Source organism: Vibrio sp. 1F279 (assembly GCF_041439815.1).
Lineage (GTDB): Bacteria > Pseudomonadota > Gammaproteobacteria > Enterobacterales > Vibrionaceae > Vibrio > Vibrio tasmaniensis_A.
Map to the genome: position 1 here is coordinate 182027 of NZ_JBGOOU010000005.1, position 23743 is coordinate 205769.

The 23743-nt window shown below is 42.7% G+C and carries 24 protein-coding genes and 7 pseudogenes; 22 read left to right on the plus strand and 9 right to left on the minus strand.

All coding sequences use genetic code 11. The features are described 5' to 3' along the window. The first annotated feature begins 227 nt into the window (after nucleotides 1–227). The 3 genes and pseudogenes from ACED60_RS06235 to ACED60_RS06245 form a co-directional block, all read left to right on the plus strand. Entirely contained in the window at nucleotides 228–1421 is a 1194-nt protein-coding gene (locus tag ACED60_RS06235; RefSeq protein ID WP_017098369.1) for a glycine C-acetyltransferase, read from the plus strand. Nucleotides 1422–1530: 109 nt separating this feature from the next. After that, entirely contained in the window at nucleotides 1531–2562 is a 1032-nt protein-coding gene (gene tdh, locus ACED60_RS06240; RefSeq protein WP_009845596.1) for an L-threonine 3-dehydrogenase, read from the plus strand. Between the two features lie 128 nt (nucleotides 2563–2690). After that, nucleotides 2691–2831 (plus strand): annotated as a pseudogene (locus ACED60_RS06245) (L-threonine 3-dehydrogenase); the annotation flags it as partial. Nucleotides 2832–2942: 111 nt separating this feature from the next. Here ACED60_RS06245 and ACED60_RS06250 read toward each other — a convergent pair. Further along, nucleotides 2943–3980 (minus strand): tyrosine-type recombinase/integrase, encoded by a 1038-nt coding sequence (locus ACED60_RS06250; protein ID WP_054543040.1) that lies wholly within the window; start codon nucleotides 3978–3980, stop codon nucleotides 2943–2945. Between the two features lie 146 nt (nucleotides 3981–4126). On the opposite strand from ACED60_RS06250, the pseudogene ACED60_RS06255 reads away from it, so the two are divergent. After that, nucleotides 4127–4540 (plus strand): annotated as a pseudogene (locus ACED60_RS06255) (ISAs1 family transposase); the annotation flags it as partial. Between the two features lie 293 nt (nucleotides 4541–4833). After that, nucleotides 4834–6462, plus strand: a pseudogene (locus ACED60_RS06260) (methyl-accepting chemotaxis protein). Between the two features lie 205 nt (nucleotides 6463–6667). On the opposite strand, the gene ACED60_RS06265 reads toward ACED60_RS06260, so the two are convergent. Together ACED60_RS06265 and ACED60_RS06270 are read right to left on the minus strand one after the other, a co-directional pair. Continuing rightward, nucleotides 6668–6847 (minus strand): hypothetical protein, encoded by a 180-nt coding sequence (locus ACED60_RS06265; protein WP_371727159.1) that lies wholly within the window; start codon nucleotides 6845–6847, stop codon nucleotides 6668–6670. A 548-nt stretch (nucleotides 6848–7395) separates the two neighbouring features. Then, nucleotides 7396–7831, minus strand: a pseudogene (locus ACED60_RS06270) (IS5 family transposase); the annotation flags it as partial. A gap of 62 nt (nucleotides 7832–7893) precedes the next feature. Here ACED60_RS06270 and ACED60_RS06275 point away from each other — a divergent pair. Further along, nucleotides 7894–7959, plus strand: coding sequence for an SEC-C metal-binding domain-containing protein (locus ACED60_RS06275; protein WP_371727166.1), 66 nt, complete (start codon nucleotides 7894–7896; stop codon nucleotides 7957–7959). A gap of 366 nt (nucleotides 7960–8325) precedes the next feature. On the opposite strand, the gene ACED60_RS06280 is transcribed toward ACED60_RS06275, so the two are convergent. Beyond that, a complete protein-coding gene (locus ACED60_RS06280) occupies nucleotides 8326–8952 on the minus strand; it encodes a phage repressor protein CI (RefSeq protein WP_102503213.1) in 627 nt (208 codons plus the stop codon). Nucleotides 8953–9043: 91 nt separating this feature from the next. Here ACED60_RS06280 and ACED60_RS06285 point away from each other — a divergent pair, with 91 nt between their 5' ends. From ACED60_RS06285 to ACED60_RS06300, 4 genes are all read left to right on the plus strand, one after another. Then, nucleotides 9044–9256 (plus strand): hypothetical protein, encoded by a 213-nt coding sequence (locus tag ACED60_RS06285; RefSeq protein WP_102503212.1) that lies wholly within the window; start codon nucleotides 9044–9046, stop codon nucleotides 9254–9256. 199 nt (nucleotides 9257–9455) lie between these two features. Next, nucleotides 9456–9878 carry a phage regulatory CII family protein gene (locus ACED60_RS06290; RefSeq protein WP_318276423.1) on the plus strand — a complete coding sequence of 141 codons (423 nt, stop codon included), beginning with the start codon at nucleotides 9456–9458 and terminating at the stop codon, nucleotides 9876–9878. 685 nt (nucleotides 9879–10563) lie between these two features. Beyond that, nucleotides 10564–11730, plus strand: a complete 1167-nt coding sequence (locus tag ACED60_RS06295; protein ID WP_371727160.1) for a replication initiation protein — start codon at nucleotides 10564–10566, stop codon at nucleotides 11728–11730. Between the two features lie 267 nt (nucleotides 11731–11997). Further along, on the plus strand, nucleotides 11998–12228 hold the full coding sequence (locus tag ACED60_RS06300) for a hypothetical protein (RefSeq protein WP_371727161.1): 231 nt from the start codon (nucleotides 11998–12000) through the stop codon (nucleotides 12226–12228). Between the two features lie 143 nt (nucleotides 12229–12371). On the opposite strand, the gene ACED60_RS06305 is transcribed toward ACED60_RS06300, so the two are convergent. Then, nucleotides 12372–12944: a DUF2913 family protein gene (locus ACED60_RS06305; RefSeq protein ID WP_017091827.1), complete on the minus strand. Its 573-nt coding sequence runs from the start codon at nucleotides 12942–12944 to the stop codon at nucleotides 12372–12374. A 233-nt stretch (nucleotides 12945–13177) separates the two neighbouring features. On the opposite strand from ACED60_RS06305, the gene ACED60_RS06310 reads away from it, so the two are divergent. The 7 genes and pseudogenes from ACED60_RS06310 to ACED60_RS06340 all read left to right on the plus strand — a co-directional run bounded on the left by ACED60_RS06310 (nucleotide 13178) and on the right by ACED60_RS06340 (nucleotide 16990). Continuing rightward, a complete protein-coding gene (locus ACED60_RS06310; protein WP_102560853.1) occupies nucleotides 13178–13435 on the plus strand; it encodes a type II toxin-antitoxin system Phd/YefM family antitoxin in 258 nt (85 codons plus the stop codon). After that, nucleotides 13423–13655 (plus strand): annotated as a pseudogene (locus tag ACED60_RS06315) (type II toxin-antitoxin system RelE/ParE family toxin). Before ACED60_RS06310 ends, ACED60_RS06315 begins: the two are co-directional and overlap by 13 nt. Nucleotides 13656–13731: 76 nt before the next feature. Beyond that, complete coding sequence (locus ACED60_RS06320; protein ID WP_102560855.1) at nucleotides 13732–13989, plus strand: hypothetical protein; 258 nt, start codon at nucleotides 13732–13734, stop codon at nucleotides 13987–13989. Between the two features lie 573 nt (nucleotides 13990–14562). Then, the gene (locus tag ACED60_RS06325; protein ID WP_016799981.1) at nucleotides 14563–15336 is read left to right on the plus strand and encodes a ParA family protein; all 774 of its coding nucleotides are present in this window, start codon (nucleotides 14563–14565) and stop codon (nucleotides 15334–15336) included. Nucleotides 15337–15352: 16 nt separating this feature from the next. Beyond that, nucleotides 15353–15652, plus strand: coding sequence for a hypothetical protein (locus ACED60_RS06330; protein ID WP_016799982.1), 300 nt, complete (start codon nucleotides 15353–15355; stop codon nucleotides 15650–15652). 507 nt (nucleotides 15653–16159) lie between these two features. Next, nucleotides 16160–16669: a hypothetical protein gene (locus tag ACED60_RS06335; protein WP_371727162.1), complete on the plus strand. Its 510-nt coding sequence runs from the start codon at nucleotides 16160–16162 to the stop codon at nucleotides 16667–16669. A gap of 183 nt (nucleotides 16670–16852) precedes the next feature. After that, complete coding sequence (locus tag ACED60_RS06340) at nucleotides 16853–16990, plus strand: hypothetical protein (RefSeq protein WP_230851898.1); 138 nt, start codon at nucleotides 16853–16855, stop codon at nucleotides 16988–16990. 169 nt (nucleotides 16991–17159) lie between these two features. On the opposite strand, the gene ACED60_RS06345 is transcribed toward ACED60_RS06340, so the two are convergent. Next, a complete protein-coding gene (locus ACED60_RS06345) occupies nucleotides 17160–17285 on the minus strand; it encodes a hypothetical protein (RefSeq protein ID WP_269461136.1) in 126 nt (41 codons plus the stop codon). 108 nt (nucleotides 17286–17393) lie between these two features. Between ACED60_RS06345 and radC the strand changes: the two genes are divergently transcribed. The 3 genes from radC to ACED60_RS06360 all read left to right on the plus strand — a co-directional run bounded on the left by radC (nucleotide 17394) and on the right by ACED60_RS06360 (nucleotide 19964). Further along, nucleotides 17394–17879, plus strand: a complete 486-nt coding sequence (gene radC / locus ACED60_RS06350) for a DNA repair protein RadC (RefSeq protein ID WP_102257500.1) — start codon at nucleotides 17394–17396, stop codon at nucleotides 17877–17879. 424 nt (nucleotides 17880–18303) lie between these two features. After that, nucleotides 18304–18654, plus strand: coding sequence for a helix-turn-helix transcriptional regulator (locus ACED60_RS06355; protein WP_017082657.1), 351 nt, complete (start codon nucleotides 18304–18306; stop codon nucleotides 18652–18654). Continuing rightward, nucleotides 18648–19964 (plus strand): type II toxin-antitoxin system HipA family toxin, encoded by a 1317-nt coding sequence (locus ACED60_RS06360; RefSeq protein WP_102537271.1) that lies wholly within the window; start codon nucleotides 18648–18650, stop codon nucleotides 19962–19964. The genes ACED60_RS06355 and ACED60_RS06360 overlap by 7 nt, the downstream gene beginning before the upstream one ends. A gap of 310 nt (nucleotides 19965–20274) precedes the next feature. Here ACED60_RS06360 and ACED60_RS06365 read toward each other — a convergent pair. Beyond that, a pseudogene (locus ACED60_RS06365) lies at nucleotides 20275–20922 on the minus strand (HAD family hydrolase). Nucleotides 20923–21087: 165 nt separating this feature from the next. Here ACED60_RS06365 and ACED60_RS06370 point away from each other — a divergent pair. Next, nucleotides 21088–21257, plus strand: a pseudogene (locus ACED60_RS06370) (IS630 family transposase); the annotation flags it as partial. Between the two features lie 257 nt (nucleotides 21258–21514). On the opposite strand, the gene ACED60_RS06375 reads toward ACED60_RS06370, so the two are convergent. Both ACED60_RS06375 and ACED60_RS06380 read right to left on the minus strand, forming a co-directional pair. Next, a complete protein-coding gene (locus ACED60_RS06375; RefSeq protein ID WP_016769326.1) occupies nucleotides 21515–22042 on the minus strand; it encodes a hypothetical protein in 528 nt (175 codons plus the stop codon). Continuing rightward, nucleotides 22039–22374, minus strand: a complete 336-nt coding sequence (locus tag ACED60_RS06380) for a DUF805 domain-containing protein (RefSeq protein ID WP_029189200.1) — start codon at nucleotides 22372–22374, stop codon at nucleotides 22039–22041. Before ACED60_RS06380 ends, ACED60_RS06375 begins: the two co-directional genes overlap by 4 nt. A 188-nt stretch (nucleotides 22375–22562) precedes the next feature. On the opposite strand from ACED60_RS06380, the gene ACED60_RS06385 reads away from it, so the two are divergent. Then, complete coding sequence (locus tag ACED60_RS06385; protein WP_102579818.1) at nucleotides 22563–23603, plus strand: AraC family transcriptional regulator; 1041 nt, start codon at nucleotides 22563–22565, stop codon at nucleotides 23601–23603. The last annotated feature ends 140 nt before the right edge of the window (nucleotides 23604–23743 follow it).

A 23743-nucleotide genomic window follows, 5' to 3' on the forward strand; every position in this document is an offset into this window, starting at 1 on the left:
AAGAGCAGGTAAGACGCGTTTATGTGCCCTGTGTCACTGGGATGAACCATTATTCGTGCCTGCGATTCATTAATGTTTTTCCAACTAAAGGGATAATCGAGAAGGGGATGTTCAACTAGAATAGGGGTATAAGTTTTACAGTGTAAATGATCGAATTGAAATCGTTTACATCCCCTACATAATGCGGCGCGCGATGCTGCTGAATAATAATTAGGAAGGAATAGACAATGTCTTCTGCATTTTACCAACAGATTCAAACTCAAATCGAAGAAGTTAAAGAAGAAGGTCTTTACAAGTCTGAGCGCATTATCACTTCTGCACAAAAAGCAGCGGTTTCTATCTCGACTGGTGAAGAAGTACTAAACTTCTGTGCAAACAACTACTTAGGTCTTGCTAACCACCCAGCTCTTATCGAAGCAGCTAAAGATGGTATGGATCAGCACGGTTTTGGCATGGCTTCAGTACGTTTCATCTGTGGTACTCAAGACTCTCACAAAGAACTAGAGCAAAAGCTATCTACGTTCCTTGGTAAAGAAGACACTATCCTTTATACATCTTGCTTTGATGCAAACGCTGGCCTATTCGAAACGATTCTAGGCAAAGAAGACGCAATCATTTCTGATGCTCTAAACCACGCATCTATCATTGATGGTGTTCGTCTGTGTAAAGCAATGCGCTTCCGTTACTCGAACAACAACATGGAAGAGCTAGAGCAGCAACTTATCGCAGCTAAAGAAGCGGGCGCTCGTCACACGCTTATCGTAACTGACGGCGTGTTCTCAATGGACGGCGTAGTCGCTAACCTTCCTGCTATCTGTGACCTTGCTGATAAGTACGGCGCACTAGTGATGGTTGATGACTCTCACGCAGTTGGCTTCATGGGCGAAAACGGCGCAGGTACTCACGAGTTCCACAACGTTGTTGACCGTATCGACATCATCACAGGTACGCTTGGTAAAGCAATGGGTGGCGCTTCAGGCGGTTACACTTCTGGTAAGAAAGAAGTAATCGACTGGTTACGTCAGCGTTCTCGTCCATACCTATTCTCTAACTCTGTTGCACCTGCAATCGTATCGGCGTCTATCCGCGTTCTAGATCTTCTAGCGGAATCTGGCGACCTACGTATTCAACTATGGGAAAACTCTGCTCACTTCCGTACTCGCATGGAAGCAGCTGGTTTCACTATGGGCGGTGCTGACCACGCAATCATCCCAATCATGCTGGGTGATGCAAAAGTTGCGGCTGAATTCGCAGAGCGCGCACTAGAGAAAGGCATCTACGTGGTAGGTTTCTCTTTCCCAGTAGTACCAAAAGGCGCAGCTCGTATCCGTACGCAAATGTCTGCTGCGCACTCTCGTGAGCAACTGGATCGCGCAATTGATGCGTTCATCCAAGTTGGTAAAGACATGGCTATCATCTAATTTTAAAGGGGTGCCTTTGCATCCTTTGATTAGATAGAACAACACCCAATAGAACATATAGATTTTTGATTCTCGCCTTACTGTTAGGCGAGATGAACTGGATAACATTATGAAAATTAAAGCACTTTCTAAGCTTAAGCCTGAAGAAGGCATCTGGATGACCGAGGTTGAAAAACCTGAAATGGGTCATAATGATCTTCTTATTCGTATTAAGAAAACTGCAATTTGTGGTACAGACGTACATATCTACAACTGGGATGAGTGGTCACAAAACACAATTCCAGTACCTATGGTGGTAGGTCACGAATACGTGGGTGAAGTTGTTGGCATCGGCCAAGAAGTTCGTGGTTTTGAAATCGGCGACCGTGTATCTGGTGAAGGCCACATCACATGTGGTCACTGTCGTAACTGTCGTGGCGGCCGTACTCACCTTTGTCGTAACACAACCGGTGTTGGCGTAAACCGCACTGGTGCGTTCTCTGAGTTCCTTGTGATCCCTGCGTTCAACGCATTTAAGATCCCTGCAGAAATCTCTGACGATCTAGCATCAATCTTTGACCCGTTTGGTAACGCAGTACACACAGCGCTTTCTTTCGACCTAGTAGGCGAAGACGTGCTAATCACTGGTGCTGGTCCAATCGGTATCATGGCTGCTGCTGTTGCGAAGCACGTTGGTGCTCGTCACGTTGTAATCACTGACGTAAATGAATACCGCCTAGATCTTGCTCGTCAAATGGGTGTGACTCGCGCAGTAAACGTGATGGAAGAGAAGCTTGAAGACGTAATGTCGGATCTTGGCATGACAGAAGGCTTCGATGTAGGCCTAGAAATGTCTGGTAACCCATCTGCGTTCAACAGCATGCTGACTAACATGAACCACGGCGGTAAGATTTCTCTACTAGGCATTCCACCATCAGACATGGCGGTAGACTGGAACCAAGTCATCTTCAAAGGCTTGGTTATCAAAGGTATCTACGGTCGTGAGATGTTCGAAACTTGGTACAAGATGGCTTCTTTGATTCAATCTGGCCTAGATCTAACACCAATCATTACTCACCACTACAAAGTGGACGACTTCCAGAAAGGCTTCGACATGATGCGTTCTGGTATGTCTGGTAAGGTGATTTTAGACTGGGAGTAAGTTACTACCGGTTTTGAATATCAGAAGGCAACAGGTAAAACTGTTGCCTTTTTTGTCGCCATTCTGTAGCCATTTTTAATTGATAATCAGCATAATCTATTGATATTTAATGGTTATTTTTGTTTTTTTATATAGTGGCAAGTTTGATTCAATCAGGGTTAGACCTATCACCAATCATTACTCATTACTTTAAAATTGATGATTTCCAAGCTGGCTTCGATGCTATGCGTAGTGGGCTTTCTGGCAAGGTTATCCTTGATTGGGAATAGAAAAAATTAGGCTCTAAATAGCAAAAGGCGACAGTGAAAACTGTCGCCTTTTTTACGAATAAAACCGCTAAATAACGGTCGATTACAGTGTCTGCCGCCACTTTGTCGCCATTAATTCTCTAATGGATTGAGGTGGACAGCTTGTATCAAATGTTCTGGAGCAAAATGAGAATACGCCATTGTCTGCTCGATCTTAGTATGGCCAAGAATACGCTGTAACACCAAGATATCCCCTTTGTTCATCATAAAATGCGAAGCAAAGGTATGCCGTAGAACATGCGTCGCTTGCCCACTCGGTACGTGCTCTGGTAAAGCTCTTTTAATGTAGCGCCAGGCGTCCTTGTAACTCGTGTTAAAAATTTCATGGTCGCTCACGGCGATATCTAAGATCTCTTGATATAAAACTGGTGAGATGGGCACACTTCGATTCCTCTTACCTTTTGTCTCGGTGTAAGTCAGTTTAAATTCAGCTACCTGTGAACGGGTAAGAGTTAGAGCTTCACTTATACGGGCACCGGTGGCTAAGCAAATCTTAGAAATTACAATGAGCTGTGGAATCGAGACTGTAATGACTCGGTTGAAATTTTTCAGGTTAACTAAGAACTCTTCAATTTGTGGCTTGGTTAGATATACTAGGTTCTTCTCACTTGTTTTGATTGTTTCGATAGCTTCAAGTGGATTGGGGTATTTCCATTGATTGTACTTAATCAGTTTCTTGAACATTCCCTTTAGATAAATCAATTCCGTGTTATGTGTTGTTGGTGAAATCTTAATAGATTTATTTTTGCCACGGTAGGGTATTCGCGCTGCACGATAGTCTAAATAGTCTCGTTCTTTAAGGTGGGAGGCAATTGGATTCCCTAATTCTTCAATTGTCTTGGCTATTAGCTCCCGAGCTTGTTTACCTGATTTCAACGTATGACCGTGTATGGTCCACCAAGCGTCTAACAGTTCGCTCATTCTACGGTGATCGGGTTTACTTCCCATCCATGGCTTATCGTCAATCTCCTTCATCGTGTGAAGCTCAAAAGCCTTTGCTTCTCCCTTAGTCGTAAACTTTTTACGAACACGTTTCCCCGTTCGCCCATTCGGGTAACATTCGCAGAGCCAAGGTTTGGTAGAACCATCTTTTAAATTGCGGATAGACATAATAAAGCCTAAAATTACTGTATATAAAAACAGTTTAATTGGGGCTGAAACGTAGAACAATGTTTTATATCGGACAAAAAGCACAGGTTAGGCTCCTATCTCAAAGTGCTAAGAAAGCTAATAGGTTATTGTGATCCGCAACAGCAGTTTTTGACAGTACAAAACTGGAAGGTAACTTCTCTCGTTGGAAAGACTTGAAGAGCATTATAATGGTTGAAAACTTCCGTATTGAGAAATGAAAAGTAATCGACCTAGAGTATCGTTACTATATCAGCTCCAAAGTGCTAAGCGCAGAGCAAGCTGCGATGGCAGTTAGAGAGCATTGGGATATAGAGTCAATGCATTGGGGACAAGGTGTACATCTTGTTTGTGATGCGTGCCAGATATACAAAGACCATGGAGCGGAGAATCTATCTTGCTTGCGTCATATGAGCTTAAATATGCTCAGAGAAGAGCCAACTAAGCTAAGCATTGTTGGGAAGCAAAAGCGATGCATGATGAATACAGCCATTCTAGAGGCAGTATTAAGTGCTGGTTTTACTCAGGCGGTGAAAAACTAGGCACTCATGCGGTCGCCCTGCTGCTCAATTGACATTAAATTATGGTTTTTTATACAACCTCATTCAACTGAGGTATTTACTCTATTTTTTTAACGAAAATACCACCATATTCTAGTTAAAAGTGAACTGCTGTATCGAATTCACGCTAAGTTGATGTTAATTCAGTCAATATTCGGCTATATTACACTCGATGAATAAGGGCGTAACGATTTTTATTCTCATTCCTCGGTTGTTAAGGTAGGTAATGTGCCATTAGTCATGGCGTTATTTTTAGAATAAATGTGGGTTCATTGATGAGTATTAAAGATTTAAGTGTAGTAAAGAAAATTGGGTTGAGTTACTTAGCCGTATTTCTGGTTTTTGCAGTTGTTTCTGTAGTGATGATGTCGAGTTTATTATCACTGAATAAAAACACAGCGATATTAACTGATAAAAGCCTGCCATCGGTTGCCTTGCTTAAAGGTATTCAAGTTGATATTACAAAAGTTCGTAAAGATGAATTTTCGCTTCTGTCAAATGCAAAGCATCCCAAAATCGCGGAATGGATAGAGGGGCTTGAACAATGGAGGGAAAATGTTCAACAAGGTATTTTATCGTATGAAGCTCTAGCGCTGAGTGAGCAAGAAAAGCGTTCTTTTAAAGTATTTAAAGATACATGGAATAGTTATATTTCTGAAACGCAGCAATATAATTATTTACTTGCACAAGGTAAGGCAAAAAAAGCAAATGAAGTTGTTTTATCTAGTTTCACTACATATACAAAAGCTCTTACTAGCTTGGACAATACGCTTAGCTTAAATGATGAGCTTATAAATCAGCTAAAAGTAGAAGTACAAAGTGAATCTCAATCGACTAAACTTACTGCCGCCGCTGGTTCCTTAGTCATTATCGGTATGATAATTCTTTCGTCAGTTCTGTTATCTCGAGTAGTTTGTAAACCGGTTAATCGAGCTTTATGGTTTGCTTCTCAGATAGCTAAAGGTCAGTTGAATAATACAATTGACGAAAGAGAGTTAACTGAAGATGAACTTGGTACTTTGCTGAAAGAGTTAGTATCAATGCAAAATAATTTGCATTCTTTAGTCTCAGAGGTGAGTGATTCTACAATTCAATTAACAGCAGCGGTGGAAGAGGTGAGTGCAATATCAGCTCAAACGGCTTCAGGAATGCAAAATCAACAATTAGAGTTGAGTTCTGTTGCATCGGCCATGACAGAAATGCAGGCCGCAGTTAACGAGGTAGCGCAGAATACAGAAAGTGGAGCTACCTCAGCAAACTCAGCAACTGAAGTTGCAAAGCACGGAACCGAGATTTTAAATAAAACAATCCAAGAAATTGATAAGGTCACTAAAACAATACAAAACACAGATGAATTGGCAAGTGATCTAGAAAATAGTTCAAGTAGCATTAATGTTGTTGTTGATGTTATTAGAGGGATTGCGGAACAAACGAACCTATTAGCCTTGAATGCTGCAATAGAAGCTGCTAGAGCAGGAGAGCAAGGGAGAGGCTTTGCTGTAGTAGCTGATGAAGTTCGTTCTCTGGCTCAACGAACGCAAGAATCTACAACGCAGATTGTCGATATTGTTGAAGACTTACAAGAATAAACCATCAAAATGGGGGAGGCAAGCAGGGAGTGTCAGAGTGGTATCGCTACATGTGTTGACCAAGTCAATGAGGCTGGAGAGCAAATTGATATGATTGAACACTCTGTCGAGAATATTGCTCAGATGAGTACTCATATTGCAACAGCATGTAGTGAGCAAAACTCAGTGTCAGAAGAGTTAAATCGAAGTGTGGAGCATATCAATTCAGCATCCTCAGAAATGGCAGAAGGCACTTCACAAACCGCTATAGCGTGTCAGGAAATCAGTAGTCTAGCTCATAATCTTCAATCGAGGATGGGAGCATTCAAGCTATAGAAAGGTGCACTACGCCTTAGATTTTTTTAATCAGGAGTGGCGTTGTTGATCAAATCAGCTCGAAGATCAACTCTAAGCCATTTCTGTCCAGAATCGCTTGGTGATCACACTTCACAGTTGGCACTTCGTAACGTAGAAGTGCCCCATAATCACTAAGAGTAAATGGTCATACACATTCTATTCATCTGTGTTTGCAATATCTGAGTTAATATACATTTACATCGATTTTAACGGGCTCTTTTTTACAAAAGGATATATACCAAGTTCCGCCTGAAGCTATACATGCAGCCTCTAGTTGAGCATCTTCATCTCGCTGTTGTGCTTTTCGTATTACACGTGCTTGGCGAGAATCAATAGTTCCTTTCTTACATTCCTCATCAGACATATCTAAACCTCTACGAGCTAATTCCTTAGATACGACTTCCAACGTTGCAGAGCGGTATGCGGGCGCGCTATTACCAACTTCGTAACACAAGCTATAAGTATCAAGATAACGAGCATCACTTTCCGAAACGTTTGAGCAACCAGCAACAGTCCCAATAACCCATAAGATTCCTTCTAAACATATAAATCCCGAAAATCAACAAATTTAAAGTAATTACATTATACATGAATAAGATGATAAGTGCTGTTAAAACAATAACTTTGAGAAATACTGACACGGATGCATAGATCCTCAAACGCTCAGGTTAGCTGTTATGAACTATATAGTCAGTCGACGTTTCTGTATTTCTTGATCTTGATAAATGGAATTAATGATGCGCACTTTTCCCGATAACAAGCGTTATGTAGATAGAGGGAAATATGACAACATCCGATTTAAAGGCTACTGTGTTTTACAAAGAAGTGGCTAGAACAGAGTAATTTGGACATGCAGAGAGGCTTTGTTGCGTAATTCAGTTTAGAGACAGAGCCGCCCGTTTCGTGTGTTTCTTAGTCAATACGACAAGTTTCAGGCATACCTAGCCCAGTAAGCTTGTTTAACGCTTTTATCATCGCGTAAGTTTCACCCTCCTGTGCATTGTAATTTCTTAAACTTATACGACCACCAAGCCGCTGCTTGACTCGATACATCGCTGTTTCTGAGAGTGAACGTCTGTGGTACCCATACCGCTATTTCCAATACTTATTTGAGCCGTATAACTTCTGGCAACCCACGGCGAGATTTCGGGGGTGACCACGCTCCCAGAAGGCTGCCCCCTTATCTTGGGGGAATAAGCGCAACGGCTCGCTTAATCTTAATAGCAGCGTGACACGCTCTCGTGTCGTAAGCGCCATCACCAGACACCTCAAGGATACTTCGACGTGTTTGTTTAAGTAAATTTGGGAGTACTTCCCCATCTGTAACCGTCGATAAATTTAGCTCGGCATCGTGTAAAAAATCTTGATCAGCTTTCTTTTGGTTCTCAGCGTAAAACAGCGCAAGAAAAAATAGGGAGAAATCAACCTTGTCCTTGTGGAAGTGGAAAAAAATACAAACGATGCTGCATTTCGTAAAGGTATAACTATTTCTTCTTTTATAGTATGGATGGGCTTTTGTGAGCTAGATTTTGACCAAACTCAGCTTATCCGAACTGCATGGCTTGGAGCATCAACTCTAAGCCATTTCTGTCCAAAGTCTTTATAGGCCGAATTTTTACACGTGGCACTTTCTAGCTCGAAAGTGTCCAAAAATGTTTCAGGACTACTTAGAGATTGCACAACGATCAACATTGAGCCAAAGAAGAAGGCTGCCATAAGGCAGCCTTTTTTAGTTTGCAAGTGCAACTTCTCACGAGGGTAGGGTGATAATAGGCTCGTTAAGTATCGGTGACGCTATTAATCAAATTAACTGCAGTGCTCTCAAACAGATGAGTGTAACAGTTAACGCTTTTCCATCACTAACGCAACTCTACCTACAACCCTTACTTCATCTTCTTCGACGGTTAGAGTCGAACCGTTAAAGCTGATTGCTAGTTTTTTGCCTGGTAAGCGCTGGATGTCGTTTAGCGAGAGTAGGCCGTCCATATCAACTAGGTATGTACCGCTTACTGCATGGTGAGATTCTTTATTTATAAGGAACGTAGTAGTTCCATCTTTGATTGCTATTACATTACTTACACCTAACTCGTCTAGAAGAGCTTTATCGAATGCAAGTATCCCTTTCCCAACCAATTTACCGTCGTCAATAGAGAAACAGTCGATATCGAAAAGAGTTTTCGATTCGTTCTTCTTATTAATATGCTTTTGGGTTGGTGTTTTAGGGTACGGTTCGCCTTTATCTAGAAGTAACCATTCAAGTGAGACTCCAGTGCTCAAATGAGTCCTTACTGCAATTTCAAAGGGAGTAAGGTTTCTCTGTCGCCAAGTCGCGATTGTTGATTTTGGGATGCCAAATACGTCTGCTACGTCCTGTTGGCGGTCTGAATTCGTGATATCTATCAACTTCTTGATAATATCTCTACCTCCCAAATACGATATTTGGCCTATTTTAAGTTGCTTGTTATTCATATGTGATCAATAATCGCAATTGAGTTCGAAATGGTGGGGTGCAACTCGTCATTCCGAAATTAAACATTCAATAACAGAATAGGATATCACTATGCTCTCATATCAAGTAGTCCTAAATACGCCTTTCATGACGTACGACCAATACTCTCAGTTCTCCGGAATGCCGAAACGCACCATCATGGATTGGGTAGCTGATGGTCGCTTACCTATTAAAACTAAAGCAAAAGGTAAAGAAACCCCGCTAATCAATATGGTCATGCTGTTAGAAATGGCAACTCGTGAAACGATGGAGAGAATGGGTTAGTCGCTCATGCGTTTATCTTCCCTTATTTCGACCAAAGAGCGTTGCCCGTTGGGGTTCAATGTTCTTGGTTGGGCTTCTTTTTTCACTTTTCTTCAATTGAGTATTGGTTATGAATGGAATTGACTCAATAGGCGAATTTTCTCGCACAAAACAAGGAGCCTTTAATGAGGCGTGTTGCGGGTTCGCTAGGTCAGAGAATATGGCTAGGCTGGCAGAGGTCATAGGGATGAGTCCGACCATGCTGCGGAATAAACTTAATCCTGATCAGCCTCATGTCCTGAGTTGTGTTGAAGCCATCACTCTCGCCAAAGTGAGCGGTAATCACATTATTGTAAACAGCTTACTTCTTGGACTTGGGGTGGTCACCGCTTATATACCGCCCAACACTACGGATGATGCCTTTGTTTTGTGCGCACTAGAGAGCTCGACCCATTCGGGTGAGTTGTCTCGAATGGCTTTGGAGTATGCAGGAAAGCCTAGGCTTACTCGGGCACAGAAATACGAGATTGTTCAGACCGTACACGCGAATATCAGCGGTCAGGTTTTGCTCCTCAATAGTTTGGAAAAACTGAATCAAGGTGTTGGTCTGCTCAAAGCGATAGGGCGGAAAGGTGGGCGCTAGTGGTATATCAGTTTCAAGTATTCATTCGGAGGGGTGATGCTCATTGCTCCGGATCATAAGCCATCTTCTGAAAGGTCTGGTCATGGATTAACAGAGGAAGATAAGCGAAGAGGCCTTCGCTATATCAGGCGCATCCGACGCGAGTTATGTAACCGTCAACTTTCGCCATTATTGGTTGAGTGGATGAGGTTAACGTATCAATTAAGGCATTCGAATCGGGTGTTTGAACAAGTACGGCTGCGAATTCGTTTATTCGGTCTTGAAAAGCGAATGCAAAGAGTCAGACAGCGTTGGCTTTAACGCGTTGCCCTTAGCCTGAATAACGTCATTGGCTGCTCCCAAAGGAGAGCCTGTTAGCCAAGGAAAACGTGATGAATAATCATGAGTGGGCGGTCATAGGCGGTAAGGTGCTTCAAACAAGCCAAGAAGCGGTCTTCTATCTAGCGGTAGTGAGCGAAGACCAATGGCGTGATGCATTCCGCTGTCATGTGAAAAGCGGGGTGAGGGGAAATGACGAACACTTAGCAATTGAACGCCTGAATGGAAAGGATTCATCAGGTTCGACAGGCTTATTGGGCGCCACTAAGAGCGTCAACTCGGTCGTAACGTACGAGGCCTTGGAAAGGGTGTTTATCCAGAGTGAGTCTGGAAGTCAACGTGGACAACGGACGGTGAGGGCGAGCCGATGACGGCTCATTCTGAATACGCTGCGTCTTCGTCTATGTCGTGTTTGAGCCGGCTGCTTGAGGAAGCGCCTTATTTGTCGAGGTGCAGTGACAACAAAACTGCGATGCTAATTCGGCCTCGAAACTACGCCGTCAGATGGCCGTATATGCAGGTCAATCGAAAAGAGATGCAGGCGTGGATGGTTTTCGATCTTGATCATGAACACCGAGCTTTCCCCAATCCCTACATTTGGCAAGATGAAGGGTTGCCGCCCCCCAATATGATTGTCCGAAACCGTACCAGTAATAAAGCCCACCTTTTTTATGCCATTGTACCTGTCTGTACCAGCGATCAGGCTCGCTCCAAACCCATTCAGTACCTCAAAGCCATTTATCGCGCGTTAGCCTTGCGACTGGAGGCGGACTTGAGTTATTCAGGGCCTGTTGCCAAAACGCCCTTTCATCCTTGGTGGCAAACAACCGAACTTCACCGCAGTGTCTATGAACTTAACGAGTTAGCGGATTCGCTTGAACTGGAGAGTACGCGGCCGTGGCTTCGTCAAGAGCGTGACGTTTCTTATTCCCGGAATTGTACTTTGTTTGAACGTACCCGCCGGTTCGCTTATGACATCGTCGACGAAGAAAGGGAAAAGGGCAGCTATACGAATTTTAAATGCCGTGTAGAGAGCTTTGCACATGTCAATAATGCCAATTTGGTGGGTAAGCCGTCTTTGCCATGCAGTGAGGTATTAGCGGTGGTAAAAAGCGTCTCTCGTTGGACCTGGGATAAATATTGTGCTCGGTCAGATTGCCAGCGAGGTGTGATGAGGTTGGATAGTGGATTAAGTTTACAGGAAAGGCAGCGTAGAGCGGCCAGAAGAACTCATAACCTTCGTCGGACGAAGACCACTCGCCGAATTATCCGCGCCTGTCTGTTTCTGTTACGCAAAAATCAGGAGCTCACGATTGGTTTGGTGGCGCGTAATGCGAACTTGTGTCGCCAGACCGTCAGTCGTTACGTCTATCTGTTTGAATGGGTCAAGTCTGCTTTATCCGAAAGTAGGCGAAATGGGCCAGAGCCTCGTGGTAATTATGCTGTTCATCAGATATCTGCCCCTATAACGTTAGACAGGGCGGAGTATGAAGTAGGGAAAAAGAAGGCGGTGCTTGAGTCGGCTTTTCCTTGAGTTGAATAATAACAAGTAACTATCGAGTCAAAACGAGGTCTCTTAGTAAATTCAATTATGGAGTAAAGACTAGGTTGCATTTATTGGACATCCAATCATCTTCTCCCTTACTTTTTGTCCGCGAGCTCCTTTTTAAAGAAATGAAATGTGTTCTAAGGGTGAGTCGACATGACCCTGTTCAATGTGATTGATGTCTCAATTTGTTTAAATATGGATTCACTCGCTCCATATTGCTGTATATTTACACAGTAACTTAAGGGAGGAGTTATGTCTTTTAAAGATAAAGAGACACTGTCAACAGGAATTGAATTCATTGTTGAAGCCGTAGCGGTGAAGACGAATGGCCAAGATCATTCAGCGTTAGGCTTATATCTGATCAGCTTACTGCTAGAAGAGCAAAAGATTGGCCTTGATTGTGATGAAAAAAGGACGGTAGTACCGCTTGGTAAATCGCGTACAACACATCTTGATTTGGGCTGGAAGTGCCCAACGTTTTAGATTTGGTTGTGTTAGTTGGCGCTTCATATAGCTGTGGGACAATTACTAAGGTACAGGATAGACAATTGATGGAAAAGTACAGGTAAGCACTCACAAGAGTCTTGGACCAGTTAAGGCTAAACAGTGTGTGATAAGCAGTATGGTTAGCTAATTGGGTGGACTTTGTAATGATAGTTATTCAACTCTTCACTTGCTTGGCACAACTCATATGTGAAATAAGGTTGGGTTGCTAAGCTCTTAGTGAATCTGTCTAATTCATTCGTATGTATAAACAGCGAAATGGGTGCAATCTGACGGTTTTCATTATCGAAGCAATGATCAATATGTGCTCTGTCGATATAAACAACGTCCATTTCCTGCTTAGGGGTCTCTTCAATAAGTTTTGTTTCTAATCCGCTCTTCTCAAAGCGTTCTAACAAGGCATAAAGCTTATCAACGTCGTTTTTGCTCTCTATCGCTGAATATTGAGATAAAACGCTTTCTAAGTGTTTTTCGATTGAGCCAAACTTACTCTTCATCAAACAAACAGTTTTAAGCTTTTTCTTGATAAGGCTATATCGAGCTTGTTTGATTTTTGGCTTTAAGAAGTCAATGATGATCTTGTTTCGTTGCTCTTCTTTAACAAAGTGACTGGAAATTTTTACTTTGAAGTAAAGGTGAAGAAGAGTGTTTTCGAAGGTCGACTTAAGAAGTTGGTGGTATGAATGTTCTGACATTGTTCACATCGATTATTTTCTGGTGAGGGTATCTTATCACAAGAATAGCAAGGCTCTAAGGCCGAAACCAAAGTGACGCCATTTGCTGTTTGTGTGTTGTTGAGTGAGTTTCCTACTCATAAGAAGCATGACTTAAGAGTGATTCTTAACGCTCAATATCTCTGCGCTAAACCTGGCACCTTGAAAGTGATATGACAGTATCACTTTATTACTCTTATTTTGGAGTTACTCTTATGAAAGTCGAGCTCGTTACTTCCCTCAAGCGTCAAGCGTCCCAAATCCTAGCGGACTTACATGACACCAAAGAACCTGTGCTAATCACCGAACACGGTAAACCTTCTGCGTATTTGGTTGATGTGGACGACTATCATTTTATGCAAAACCGTTTGGTTATCCTTGAAGGGATCGCATGTGGTGAGCGCGCCATTTCACAAGGCAAGTCCTTGAGGCAGGATGAAGCTAAGGACAAGATGTCAAAATGGCTGAAGTGATTTGGAGTGAGCCGCGTGCTCGGACCTCAAGGATATCGCGAAATACATTGCCCTTGAATATCTGGTTGCGGCCAAGCAGATGATTCAAAATATTTTTGACAAAGTTGAACACCTCAATTACCGAGAAGTTGTGGTCAACCCTTGTCGTGTTTTTTGCAAGCAAGACGGGGACAAGGTGTACATCTTGTTTGTGATGCGCGCGGAGCAAGGTTTATGTTGATTTTTGTATGAGCAAACAGTCAAGCGTCTGTGCCACCTCTGATAAGCTGATGGTCTACATCCGTTAAGACTCGAGTATGGCGAAAAAGAAAAAGGAACGCCAATCTAGGCGCCTCGCCAAACCAGTACTTTCATGGACGGAGGTTAAACTGATCACCAGCCGACGACATCGTATCGAGGGCGCATTAAGCTTCAGGGTGTCGACCATCTCTAGACAACAAGTCTTACCCGAATACGAGCATATTTGGGAACAAACCATCGTCGAAGAAGCTTACCAACAAGCGATGGGCGAGTTATTAGAGCAGGGCGATGTCGTGTTAAGAGTAGAAGACTAAATGGGCTTCTCATTCATTATGGGTATTTTCTTTTGGGAACACCTTTCTACAAACAGCCGCAATGAACAGTGGGATTTCACTTCCATGACTTTGCCCAGTGGGTGACTCAATCTTGTCGTGGCGTTCAACCAGTTGGTTGGCGCTGCTCATCACGCCAGTAGGCAAAACTTAGCCATTCTTTGGGTTTAAATTCGCGTCTTTCTGGTGTGAGTCAGATAGCTCCAAATATCGATGGCGCGTCGGGACTTGATGAATCCGATTCATGCTTAAACAGTGTCCCCCGTCGTAGTCACAATATTTTCAATTTCAGAACTGACTTTGATTCTAGTGTTGGGATTAACTTAACCAAGAAGTTTTGGTTGGTGAGGAGCCTAATAACTTGATTCATACGGATAGTGATCTCGCGGCTGGTGTCACTTTCTTTAGGATTTTTAGTGTCTTGACATCATCGACTGGTAACGGGGGAATAACTTTAAGTGTTGATAGAAAAAGTGTATTACATATGTAATACATTGACAGTGTGCTTTTTGTTTTATATTGTGTATTACACATGTAATACATGAGATGTTTATTATGAAAACTAAGATCATCAGCGCGGCGAACCAAAAAGGTGGCGTTGGAAAAACCACGACTCTTGTCAATTTAGGGGCTGAGCTTGCACGAAAACGAAAAGTGTTAGTTATTGACCTCGATCCTCAAGGGAACTGCTCTAAAACGTTAACCGGACAACGTGATTTTAAGTTTGAAGAGACGGTGGCTGCTTTGTTTGATAAGCCTAAAGTTGTGTCCATTGTCGATTTAATTCAACCTGCACAGATTAATGGGAACTCTATTGAAAACCTCTATGTCGTTCCCGCTGATGTTCAGTTATCACGTGTCATCGAAACATCACTGACAAAGATTAATCGTGAACGAATTTTAGAAAAGCAATTAGCGAAGTTAGGTGATACCTATGATTTCATTCTTCTTGATACTCCACCAAACTTATCCCTAACGACTCTTAACGCAATCCAGGCTTCGGACCTTATCTTGATCCCTGTAGATTCAGGTGCATTTTCATTAGACGGCATTAGCTCTTTACTCGAAGCTGTCTATGAAATTAAGGAGGATGAAGGCAATTATCTGATCCTGAGGAACGAGGTCGACTCAAGAAACACTATTATTAATGAGTTCATTGATGAGGAATTGGAGGTAGTACAAGATAAATTGCTACCAGTATCTGTCCGTCGTTCTGAGCATGTCGGACAAGCTAATGCCGTTTCCTCTCCTGTGCGCTTTTATAAATCGGGCTCTCTTGTTAATAACGATTACCGAAAACTGGCTGCGTTTCTTTTGAATTTGATGTAATACATAGGTAATACATATGAGTAAGTTGAAAAAACGAGGAGCTATAACAGCTATCTCTACTGACAAGAACGAAGGTTCAAGTAAGTCGACTGGAATTACGACTGTCAAAAAGAAAGTGACGACATCTTATATGGTGCCTCCTCTGACTCTTAGAATGTCACTTACTGATAAAGAACGGATAACCGATTGGGTAGCAAATCTGCAAGAGCAGACAGAGAGAAATGTGTCTGCAGCGAAACTGTACCGAGCTTTGGCTTTATATCGAGACAAGATAGATGATGAAGAGCTCGTTGAGTTGATTAATAAAATGAATTGAATATGTATTACCTATGTAATACACATTTGCTTTTAAGGCTCTGTATCTATTTAAGACATTTCATAGAGCCTTAGTTTGGACTTAACTTCTAGCACGGTTGAACATGACACTTGAAGCGTCTTATTACCTGTTCTGGGCCTTCTCTCCTTGTAAAGACTAACACTTTAAACGTGTCTTTAATCATGACTCTTATCGTTGCCTTGGTTCCCCTGCGGCTAGGCTTTGTTTGAACCCCGTTATTGTCCTAAGAGTCATAGCGCCTTGTCGTTCCCTCCTCGTTGTTCTCTCTGTCTTCGAATAAGTTCGTGTAAGGGCTTGTTTTCTTATGCGCCGATTTTCTTTCACTCGCATCATTTTCGGGCATGCAGGCTGTTAACCGTTTCTCCCCACAACCTGCTTTACAAGGGAGGCTTCGCCGCTGCGCGCCCTTGCAAAGCAGAACGATGTTGAGAGAGCGGACAGCCAAGCGGCTCCGAAAAGTGATACTCAAACAGTAAGGAAACTCTCATGGCGCAACAAAACTCAACCCCAACTCTCTCTAATTCAAATTCATCGACCAGCGTTTCGCCGCTGGGGCACGAAAGCTCACCAAAAAATGATGTCTCTAGTCCTTTGGCGGTATTGAAGTTGCGCTCTCAAGTCAAAAAGTGTTGTGATGAGGCGAAAAGAAAATCTGATTGGGTTTCCAAAATCCAGCGTTTAAAAATGTTCAGTCGTCGCCAGTCGCCAGAGCAGCAGGCTGATATCGCAGCGTTAAAAGACCAAGGGTTCGTTGAAGCTATCAAGCAGCAGTTTCCGCTATTGGGATCGCGTCGTTTTGCTTTCCATGAAATCCGTGACTTTTTCATCGAATTAAGTGGTGCTGGCTTTGGTGAATGGTTTCTTCACGAGCGAGTGGATCACATCATTCTTTACACCACTTACGGTTCTGTGTTTCCCGCGTTGCGATTTGTGACAACGGGAGAGGGGACGTTTAAGTGCTCAGGGTTTTGTTTTGATGTGCGTTTTGGCGCTTAGGGGGTCACATGAAAGTGCGTTCTACAGTATCCGCTGACATATCCATGCACGTGATTTGGGTGAATTCGACCGACTTTGATTCCACCGTAAGGCCGTCAAGGTTCATGAAATTTTGGTGAATGAGTTGGTATACCAACGCCTTAATACTAGAGCAAGGCAACCGAGGCAAGGGGGTGAGTATCAGTGTGTGACCTGACTACCACCATTAAACAGATGCGAGAAGACTACGGCTACGCAAAGAAAGCAGAAAGGACGATAGGAACAACCTCTGAGCATCGCACGTCGGCTAAGGCTTTACTCTCTTGTCTGTATGACGACTAAAGTCGGCAGATGCGTGACGGCTCAAATACTCATCAGATCATCAATCTGTCTGAATTTTGTTTCGATATTCCAACAGTTTGCGGTATTCAAGCGGTTCGTGTTTTTAGACGAGCAAGGCCCTGTTCGCTCTTGTCCTAAGTAGCCAAGGTTATCGAGTGGCGCAAGTCGACTAACCAGCAGGGCGCTCTCTTGGTGGGGAAGGGACATTTCTACCTGGGCGACGTACTTTGGGTTGAGATATTGGCTTAGGCTGTCCTTTTGGCTTGTTGTCGCGACTTCCTTTAAACCGTCCCATTTGAGAACCCTCACGCAAGGGAGGCTTCGCCGCTGCGCGCCCTTGCGCTGCAGAACCTGCAACTGGGTACGGACAGTCAGACGCTCACCAAGACCGAAAGGAAATACCATGTCAGCACTTGTTCAATACTCAAATGTTTCGTTATTCACATCAGAAGAAAAGGGCATCCTTGACCAGGCCGCAAGCATTCTCAAATCCAAACTGTTTATCTCAGAACAAACGCCATTAACCTCGCCTGAATTGGTGAAATCGTTCTGTCAAACGTCCTTGGCCGCTTGTGAGTCTGAAGTGTTTGGGATTATCTTCCTCGATAATCAACATCGAGTGTTGCGCACCAAAGAGATGTTCTACGGTACCGTTAATGCCGCTTCGGTCTATCCGCGTGAAGTCGTGAAAGCGTCGCTGGCCGCGAACGCGAGTGCGGTTATTCTCTATCATAACCACCCAAGTGGCGACGCCACCCCAAGTCAAGCTGACCGACGCATTACCCGTCAACTGACGGATGCGTTGGCATTGGTTGATATCCGAGTACTGGACCACTTTGTGGTTTCATTTGAGTGTGTGGTGTCTTTTTCTGAGCGAGGCTGGATTTAAAAAAGCGGCTTATGGCCGCTGATTGAAACAGGGTAGGAGACTACCCTTTAACACATTTTTGGACATAACTGCGTTACAAAGCGACTTATGTGAAGGTTGGGACACAACTATCGGGCGGGAAAACAAGTTAAGTCAGATAGAAGCACAAGCTACTCAGAGTTCTCTATTACGACGAATCACCAAACGGCACCCTAATGGATTAAGACTAATAGCCTCACATGCGGGGCTTTTTCTTGTATAATAAACACCAAGCGAACTCTTAATGCCTTTTTTTACGGTCACTATGTGTTATAAATTCTCACTATGACCGCTTTTAAAGGCATTACATTCTCTGATGTTTTTTTTGTTATCATTGATTTGTAATGACTGCCTTTTAAGTCATAATCTATATTAAACTAAATTAACGATTGAATTTTAGGTCATTATGATTAAGTCGAATATATACACAATGTCAGATGAAGCACTGATCAGTGAACTTGGTCGTCGAATCGAAAGACGAAGACTCGATCACCGTTCGTCACTTACTCAAGCACAGTTAGCTAAAAAGGCCGGAATCAGCCGGTCAACATACCAAAATATGATAGAGGGTAGATCAACCCTAATAAACGTCATCAAGGTACTCAGAGTGTTAGATTCATTGGAAGGCATTGAATCTTTCCTACCAGACCCTGGAATTAGCCCAGTACAACTTCTCAAAATGAAAGGGAAAGTACGCCAAAGGGTAAAGCCGGCCTCAACGCCACAACAACCTAAAGAGGAGGACTTAGATTGGTAGGCAAGAAATACGACACAGCAAAAGTCAGTATATTCGGTAAAGATGTCGGCGCTCTAGCTGAAGATGCCACGACCGGAATCGTTAGCTTTGAATACTTCGATGAGTGGCTAAAAACTGGGTTTGCCATTTCACAAAGACTCCCTCTTGAGGCTGGCACGTTTAGTTTTCCCACTCTGAATTATCCAACCTATAAAGGCCTACCTGCAGCCTTCGCAGATACTCTACCCGATGACTTTGGTAATGCCGTAATCAATGCCTGGCTTGCACGCCAGGGCCGAGACCCACAATCTTTCAGTGCATTGGAAAGACTGCTCTATACCGGTTCACGAGGTATGGGAGCTCTTGAGTACACACCCGCATTAGCTGACACGAATAAAAAACAAGATGAATCAATTAAATTCGACTCACTTGTGGCAATGGCGCAACTCGTCCTTGACGAAAGAAACAACCTAGATGAAACCATCATCAATGAGCAGGAAGCGGAGCAGGCCTTAACTGGAATCCTTCAAGTCGGCACCTCAGCTGGCGGTGCTAGAGCTAAAGCTGTTATCGCAGTCAACTCAGATCGCACGCAAATACGCTCAGGTCAGGTAAATGCTCCCAAAGGCTTCGAACACTTCCTATTAAAGTTTGATGGCGTTGTCGAACGCTCCTCCACTAGTGAGGTATTTGGTGATCCTAAGGGCTTTGGCTTAATGGAATATGCCTATTACTTAATGGCCAAAAAAGCCGGTATCGATATCTCACATTGTGAATTATTAAAAGAAAACGGGCGTGCTCACTTCATGACAAAACGATTTGACCGCGTTGGAAACGAAAAAGTGCATTATCAATCTTTATGCGCTACGGATCACGCAGATTTCAAACAACCTGGCGGTTACAGTTATGAAGAACTCTTCACCCTATTGCGCTCACTGAGACTTGATCGACTATCAGCACTTGAAGTGTTTAGACGCATGGCCTTTAACGTGATTGCCCGTAACCACGATGACCACACAAAAAACTGGGGATTCGTTATCAATAGTGCGAACAAGTGGGAACTCGCGCCAGCATTCGATCTAGCATATAGCTACAAACCCGGATCGCCTTGGGTAGAGAGCCATCAAATGTCGATCAACGGTAAGCGAGACAATTTTACCAAACAAGACTTACTAGGAGTCGTACCTCCATCGCTACAAGGTGAGGCAGAAGCTATTTTAAGTGAGGTTCATGCCACCGTGACAACATGGCGAGAAATAGCAAGAGACGTAGGTGTCGAACCATCGTTCCTTGATGAAATAGAGTCCAACCACAGACTCAACCTAGTATGATTACAATCGCTCCTTCGGGAGCGTTTGCTCTCTACCTGAATATTTGAAGTATCAACTTAACAAACAAGTGAATCGAAGCACGCTGTAAGGTGCTGACGATCCCAGCAAGTAACTTCCTATAATGAGAGGCTTGTTAGCAGGGATTACCAAATACAAGCAATTCAACACTTCATAGAAAAGTATAACGATACATCAGTCACAGAGTTACGAAGTGCCAACTGTAAAGGTTCTGGACAAAAACGATTTAGACCTATAGCCCTAAATTGTTTATACAAGATTAGAAAAAGTATCTTGAAACCTTAAATACTTGTTATACGAACACCTCATCGTATGCACTAATGGATTTCAATGCGCCACTTAAGTCATTTTTACCATTAAATTCATGTTTGACTGCAATAACGTCGCAACCACTAGAATTACCTGCGCTAATGCCTGCTGTGGAGTCCTCAAATACTACTGTTTGCTCTGGCGATACACCTAAATTTGCTAGCGCAAGATTGTAAGCTTCTGGATCTGGTTTATGCTTGCTTACATGCTCTTGGGTAATGACTAGATCAAAAGCTGTATCCAATTGTAAAGACGCCAAGATATTCTCAACCATCCATGCTGCTGCCGAACTAACAACACCACAGATTTTTCCTGCCTGTTTTAGCTACTCGATGTACTTTTTAGCACCAGCATTAAGTGCGAGTTCGTCGTTTAGCATTTTCTCATAGTGGGCGCGAAAATAACGATTAAACTCTGTCAGCTCAGGGGCAATTTTTGCATTAGCGAAAAAATGACCAGTCACGACTTGCCAACTTTCTCCCATCACATCTTTATAGATATTGTAATCAACCTGAGAACCATAATCGGCACAAGCCAATGCTAGTGCTTTACCCTTTAAAGGCTCTGAATTTACTAATGTTCCGTCCATATCGAACAGATAGACTTCATAATTTTTCAATTTACTCTCCATGTTGAATTTTTCGAGTTCGTATAACGCTATTAGACGGCTAACAGCCGCCTTTAACTCTCACACAATGCCGGCTCTCAGTTACTTAATTACAAGTCAATACCTTATCAACAAAGCAAGGAAGTTAAAATGCTAATAGGTGCATAAGCGGAATTCGGATAACTTAAATGGAAAGTAATGAATGAGAAGTCGAGGAACAATGTTTACTTCAAAAGCAAACGGGATTTCAAGGCGGCAATAGGTCAATTTTTTACTGTGACTCTTCCAGAGATCGCAGGCTCTTTGACATCTCGAATTAATGATAATTTCAAGTTCTCAAGCCTGCATCTTCAAGTTGATTGGGTATATTAGCTGTGAAACGCCTCAGATGTGAGGCGTTTTTGCTCTTAAAAACGACAAAGTCGCTTGGTGATAACAGCGATTAGAGCATTTTCTTCAAATGATAATTGTCCAAAACCTTCACAGGCTGAATTTTTACCCGTGGTACATTCTACCTCAGAAATGCCCCGAAGTTTGTTACGCTTCCAAACACGTCACAGATAATTAGCTAGTTTTGATTTACAAAAAATAATGTGTGGCAATGACCCCATTTCCTTCATTGACTCGAGAAAGGCTCTCCTATTAAGTCACTCGATTTAGATGAATGACAAACAACGTTTTGCTCATCTCTTAGAAACCAAGAAATCCATTTTCGCTTCGAGTTTAAAACGAAGCCCTCCTCAAAGCTAATTCCATTGATAATCAACCCGTCGATATTTTCATCATACGCTTTAGTGGTGAAACGCCATTCTTCACTATTTATTCGCTTTCCTTGAAGAAGAGCGTCATTGAGGCGTTGGCTCATAACGACGATGGCTAGACCTTCAGTTTCACTGATACCAAAATCTGGCTCAGAGATACGACCGACAGCAACTGGTACCTTTAAAGTGCACTCCTTTCCATCTTGAAGAGTAAATGAGTAGATTGCATCTCCTATTCGACCGTTAAGCCAAAGGAGTTGTCCTTGAGTCATGTTGTCGACAGACAGAGTTCCAAAACCACCTGTGGGAGATATAGTTTCGGCCCAGCTAGATGTTGAAACAAAGACCGATAAAAACAAATGTAGAATGGCTACTTTTTTCATGCTGAAGCCTCCACGTCGAAGTTAGTATTGGTCGATTGAGCTAACAAATATATTAACCAAAACGGTCCTACTATCGGTATGAAAAAGACCAGTACCCAATAACTAGATTTGTTGATATCGTGCAGTCTACGAACAATTACTGAAAGCATAGGGATGAAACTTACAACGCTATAAATCGTGTCGAACCATGTTGTCATATTCATAGCAATATCTGCCGCAATGCATCCCATCGCTACTAATGTGTGTACTAAAAGAAACATCCAACATTCTTTGCGGGACGAACAACCAGAAAAGTCTAAACTTCGCTTCCAAGCTAAAAAATAGTATTTCATAAATGCCACCTCAATATTTGACTGATGATGATATTTTGCCTCGGAACAAGTGGTGTGTACGTCTCAAAACAGGTTTTAGGTCGTTCTTAAACCTGTTTTGGTCTATATTGCGTTTTCAATTGTATTTCATAGAGTTATCCTTGATATTCACTGAAAGTGAGAACTCATTTATCCATCTAGGACTTGCTATGCTTGCGATACCCGTCCCGTTCGTTGTTTCCATGTTACTTGGACTACTAGCGATATCACTTTATGCCAAGCTTTCCCAGCAGGGTAAAGTCGCTAGCATGTTTTTAGGATTATGTGCTATGACGACCGCAATGGTTGGTTTACGCTGGACATTTGGATTTAGCATTTTCAGCATCGCGCAACCTATTCTGGCCTCCATAATTCCTGTTGCTGCGTGGTATGCGTTTGCACATGCCAATCGTGATTTAGGCACCTTGCCTATTAAGCATTTTGTTGCGCCATTATTCGTCGTAATTAGCGCTGTATCTCAACCTTGGTTGGCACTTTCATTAGATGTACTACTTACTTTAATTTACGCTTGCTATGGAGTGGCACTAATTCGCTTTTCGTCAAGAGAAACAGCACTGATTAATGTCTCGTTAGGGAATTGGGAAGGAGTAAAGAAAGCGGAGAATATTGCGGGATGGATGCTGATATTTTCAGCGTGTGTAGACACGCTCATGTCGTTAGATTTTACTTTTAATCAAGGTGGATTTTCACTGTACATCATTACTGCGGCACATTTGATTCTTCTACCCGTGTTATCGATAGCTGTAGTTGTCGTGGGTATTAATACGCCTGTTTCAGATGAGTTAAAATCTAAACAAATCAGTCACAATGACGAGACAAGCAGTTCCCAGGTAATGACCAGTGAGAGGGCTCACGAGATCACTTCTCTGTTAGACTCCAAAATCCGACAAGACAGACTTTACTTAGACCCTGAGCTAACCCTTTCAAAACTGACACGAAAGTTAGGCATACCAGCAAAACAAATTTCAATTGCAGTTAATCAGGTACACGAAAAGAATATTTCTAAGATCATAAATGGGTATCGCATAGAACATGCCAAGCACTCCTTGGATTTGTCACAAGATACTATTACGCAAATATTCATGAATTCTGGTTTTCAGACCAAGTCTAACTTTAATCGTGAGTTTTCAAGAGTCGTGGGAATGACCCCAAGTGAATACCGTAAAAGTAAAGCTCAACAGTCTAAGTAAGATTCACTATTAATATTGAATATCTAAGAGCCAACTTTGCCGTACATGAAGGGCTCTTCTCCGCTTAGATGAGTCTATAAATTAACAATAAAATCAATAAAGCATTGATTTATAATTACTTCCTGTCTTATATCTTAGTG

What these genes read in the sequence shown, in the direction of transcription:
- ACED60_RS06235 (WP_017098369.1), top strand. Translation starts at nt 228, where the DNA reads ATGTCTTCTGCATTTTACCAACAGATTCAAACTCAAATCGAAGAAGTT.
- tdh (WP_009845596.1), top strand. Translation starts at nt 1,531, where the DNA reads ATGAAAATTAAAGCACTTTCTAAGCTTAAGCCTGAAGAAGGCATCTGG.
- ACED60_RS06250 (WP_054543040.1), bottom strand. Translation starts at nt 3,980, where the DNA reads ATGTCTATCCGCAATTTAAAAGATGGTTCTACCAAACCTTGGCTCTGC.
- ACED60_RS06265 (WP_371727159.1), bottom strand. Translation starts at nt 6,847, where the DNA reads ATGTCTGATGAGGAATGTAAGAAAGGAACTATTGATTCTCGCCAAGCA.
- ACED60_RS06280 (WP_102503213.1), bottom strand. Translation starts at nt 8,952, where the DNA reads ATGAATAACAAGCAACTTAAAATAGGCCAAATATCGTATTTGGGAGGT.
- ACED60_RS06285 (WP_102503212.1), top strand. Translation starts at nt 9,044, where the DNA reads ATGCTCTCATATCAAGTAGTCCTAAATACGCCTTTCATGACGTACGAC.
- ACED60_RS06290 (WP_318276423.1), top strand. Translation starts at nt 9,456, where the DNA reads ATGGCTAGGCTGGCAGAGGTCATAGGGATGAGTCCGACCATGCTGCGG.
- ACED60_RS06295 (WP_371727160.1), top strand. Translation starts at nt 10,564, where the DNA reads ATGACGGCTCATTCTGAATACGCTGCGTCTTCGTCTATGTCGTGTTTG.
- ACED60_RS06300 (WP_371727161.1), top strand. Translation starts at nt 11,998, where the DNA reads ATGTCTTTTAAAGATAAAGAGACACTGTCAACAGGAATTGAATTCATT.
- ACED60_RS06305 (WP_017091827.1), bottom strand. Translation starts at nt 12,944, where the DNA reads ATGTCAGAACATTCATACCACCAACTTCTTAAGTCGACCTTCGAAAAC.
- ACED60_RS06310 (WP_102560853.1), top strand. Translation starts at nt 13,178, where the DNA reads ATGAAAGTCGAGCTCGTTACTTCCCTCAAGCGTCAAGCGTCCCAAATC.
- ACED60_RS06320 (WP_102560855.1), top strand. Translation starts at nt 13,732, where the DNA reads ATGGCGAAAAAGAAAAAGGAACGCCAATCTAGGCGCCTCGCCAAACCA.
- ACED60_RS06325 (WP_016799981.1), top strand. Translation starts at nt 14,563, where the DNA reads ATGAAAACTAAGATCATCAGCGCGGCGAACCAAAAAGGTGGCGTTGGA.
- ACED60_RS06330 (WP_016799982.1), top strand. Translation starts at nt 15,353, where the DNA reads ATGAGTAAGTTGAAAAAACGAGGAGCTATAACAGCTATCTCTACTGAC.
- ACED60_RS06335 (WP_371727162.1), top strand. Translation starts at nt 16,160, where the DNA reads ATGGCGCAACAAAACTCAACCCCAACTCTCTCTAATTCAAATTCATCG.
- ACED60_RS06345 (WP_269461136.1), bottom strand. Translation starts at nt 17,285, where the DNA reads ATGGGACGGTTTAAAGGAAGTCGCGACAACAAGCCAAAAGGACAGCCT.
- radC (WP_102257500.1), top strand. Translation starts at nt 17,394, where the DNA reads ATGTCAGCACTTGTTCAATACTCAAATGTTTCGTTATTCACATCAGAA.
- ACED60_RS06355 (WP_017082657.1), top strand. Translation starts at nt 18,304, where the DNA reads ATGATTAAGTCGAATATATACACAATGTCAGATGAAGCACTGATCAGT.
- ACED60_RS06375 (WP_016769326.1), bottom strand. Translation starts at nt 22,042, where the DNA reads ATGAAAAAAGTAGCCATTCTACATTTGTTTTTATCGGTCTTTGTTTCA.
- ACED60_RS06380 (WP_029189200.1), bottom strand. Translation starts at nt 22,374, where the DNA reads ATGAAATACTATTTTTTAGCTTGGAAGCGAAGTTTAGACTTTTCTGGT.
- ACED60_RS06385 (WP_102579818.1), top strand. Translation starts at nt 22,563, where the DNA reads ATGCTTGCGATACCCGTCCCGTTCGTTGTTTCCATGTTACTTGGACTA.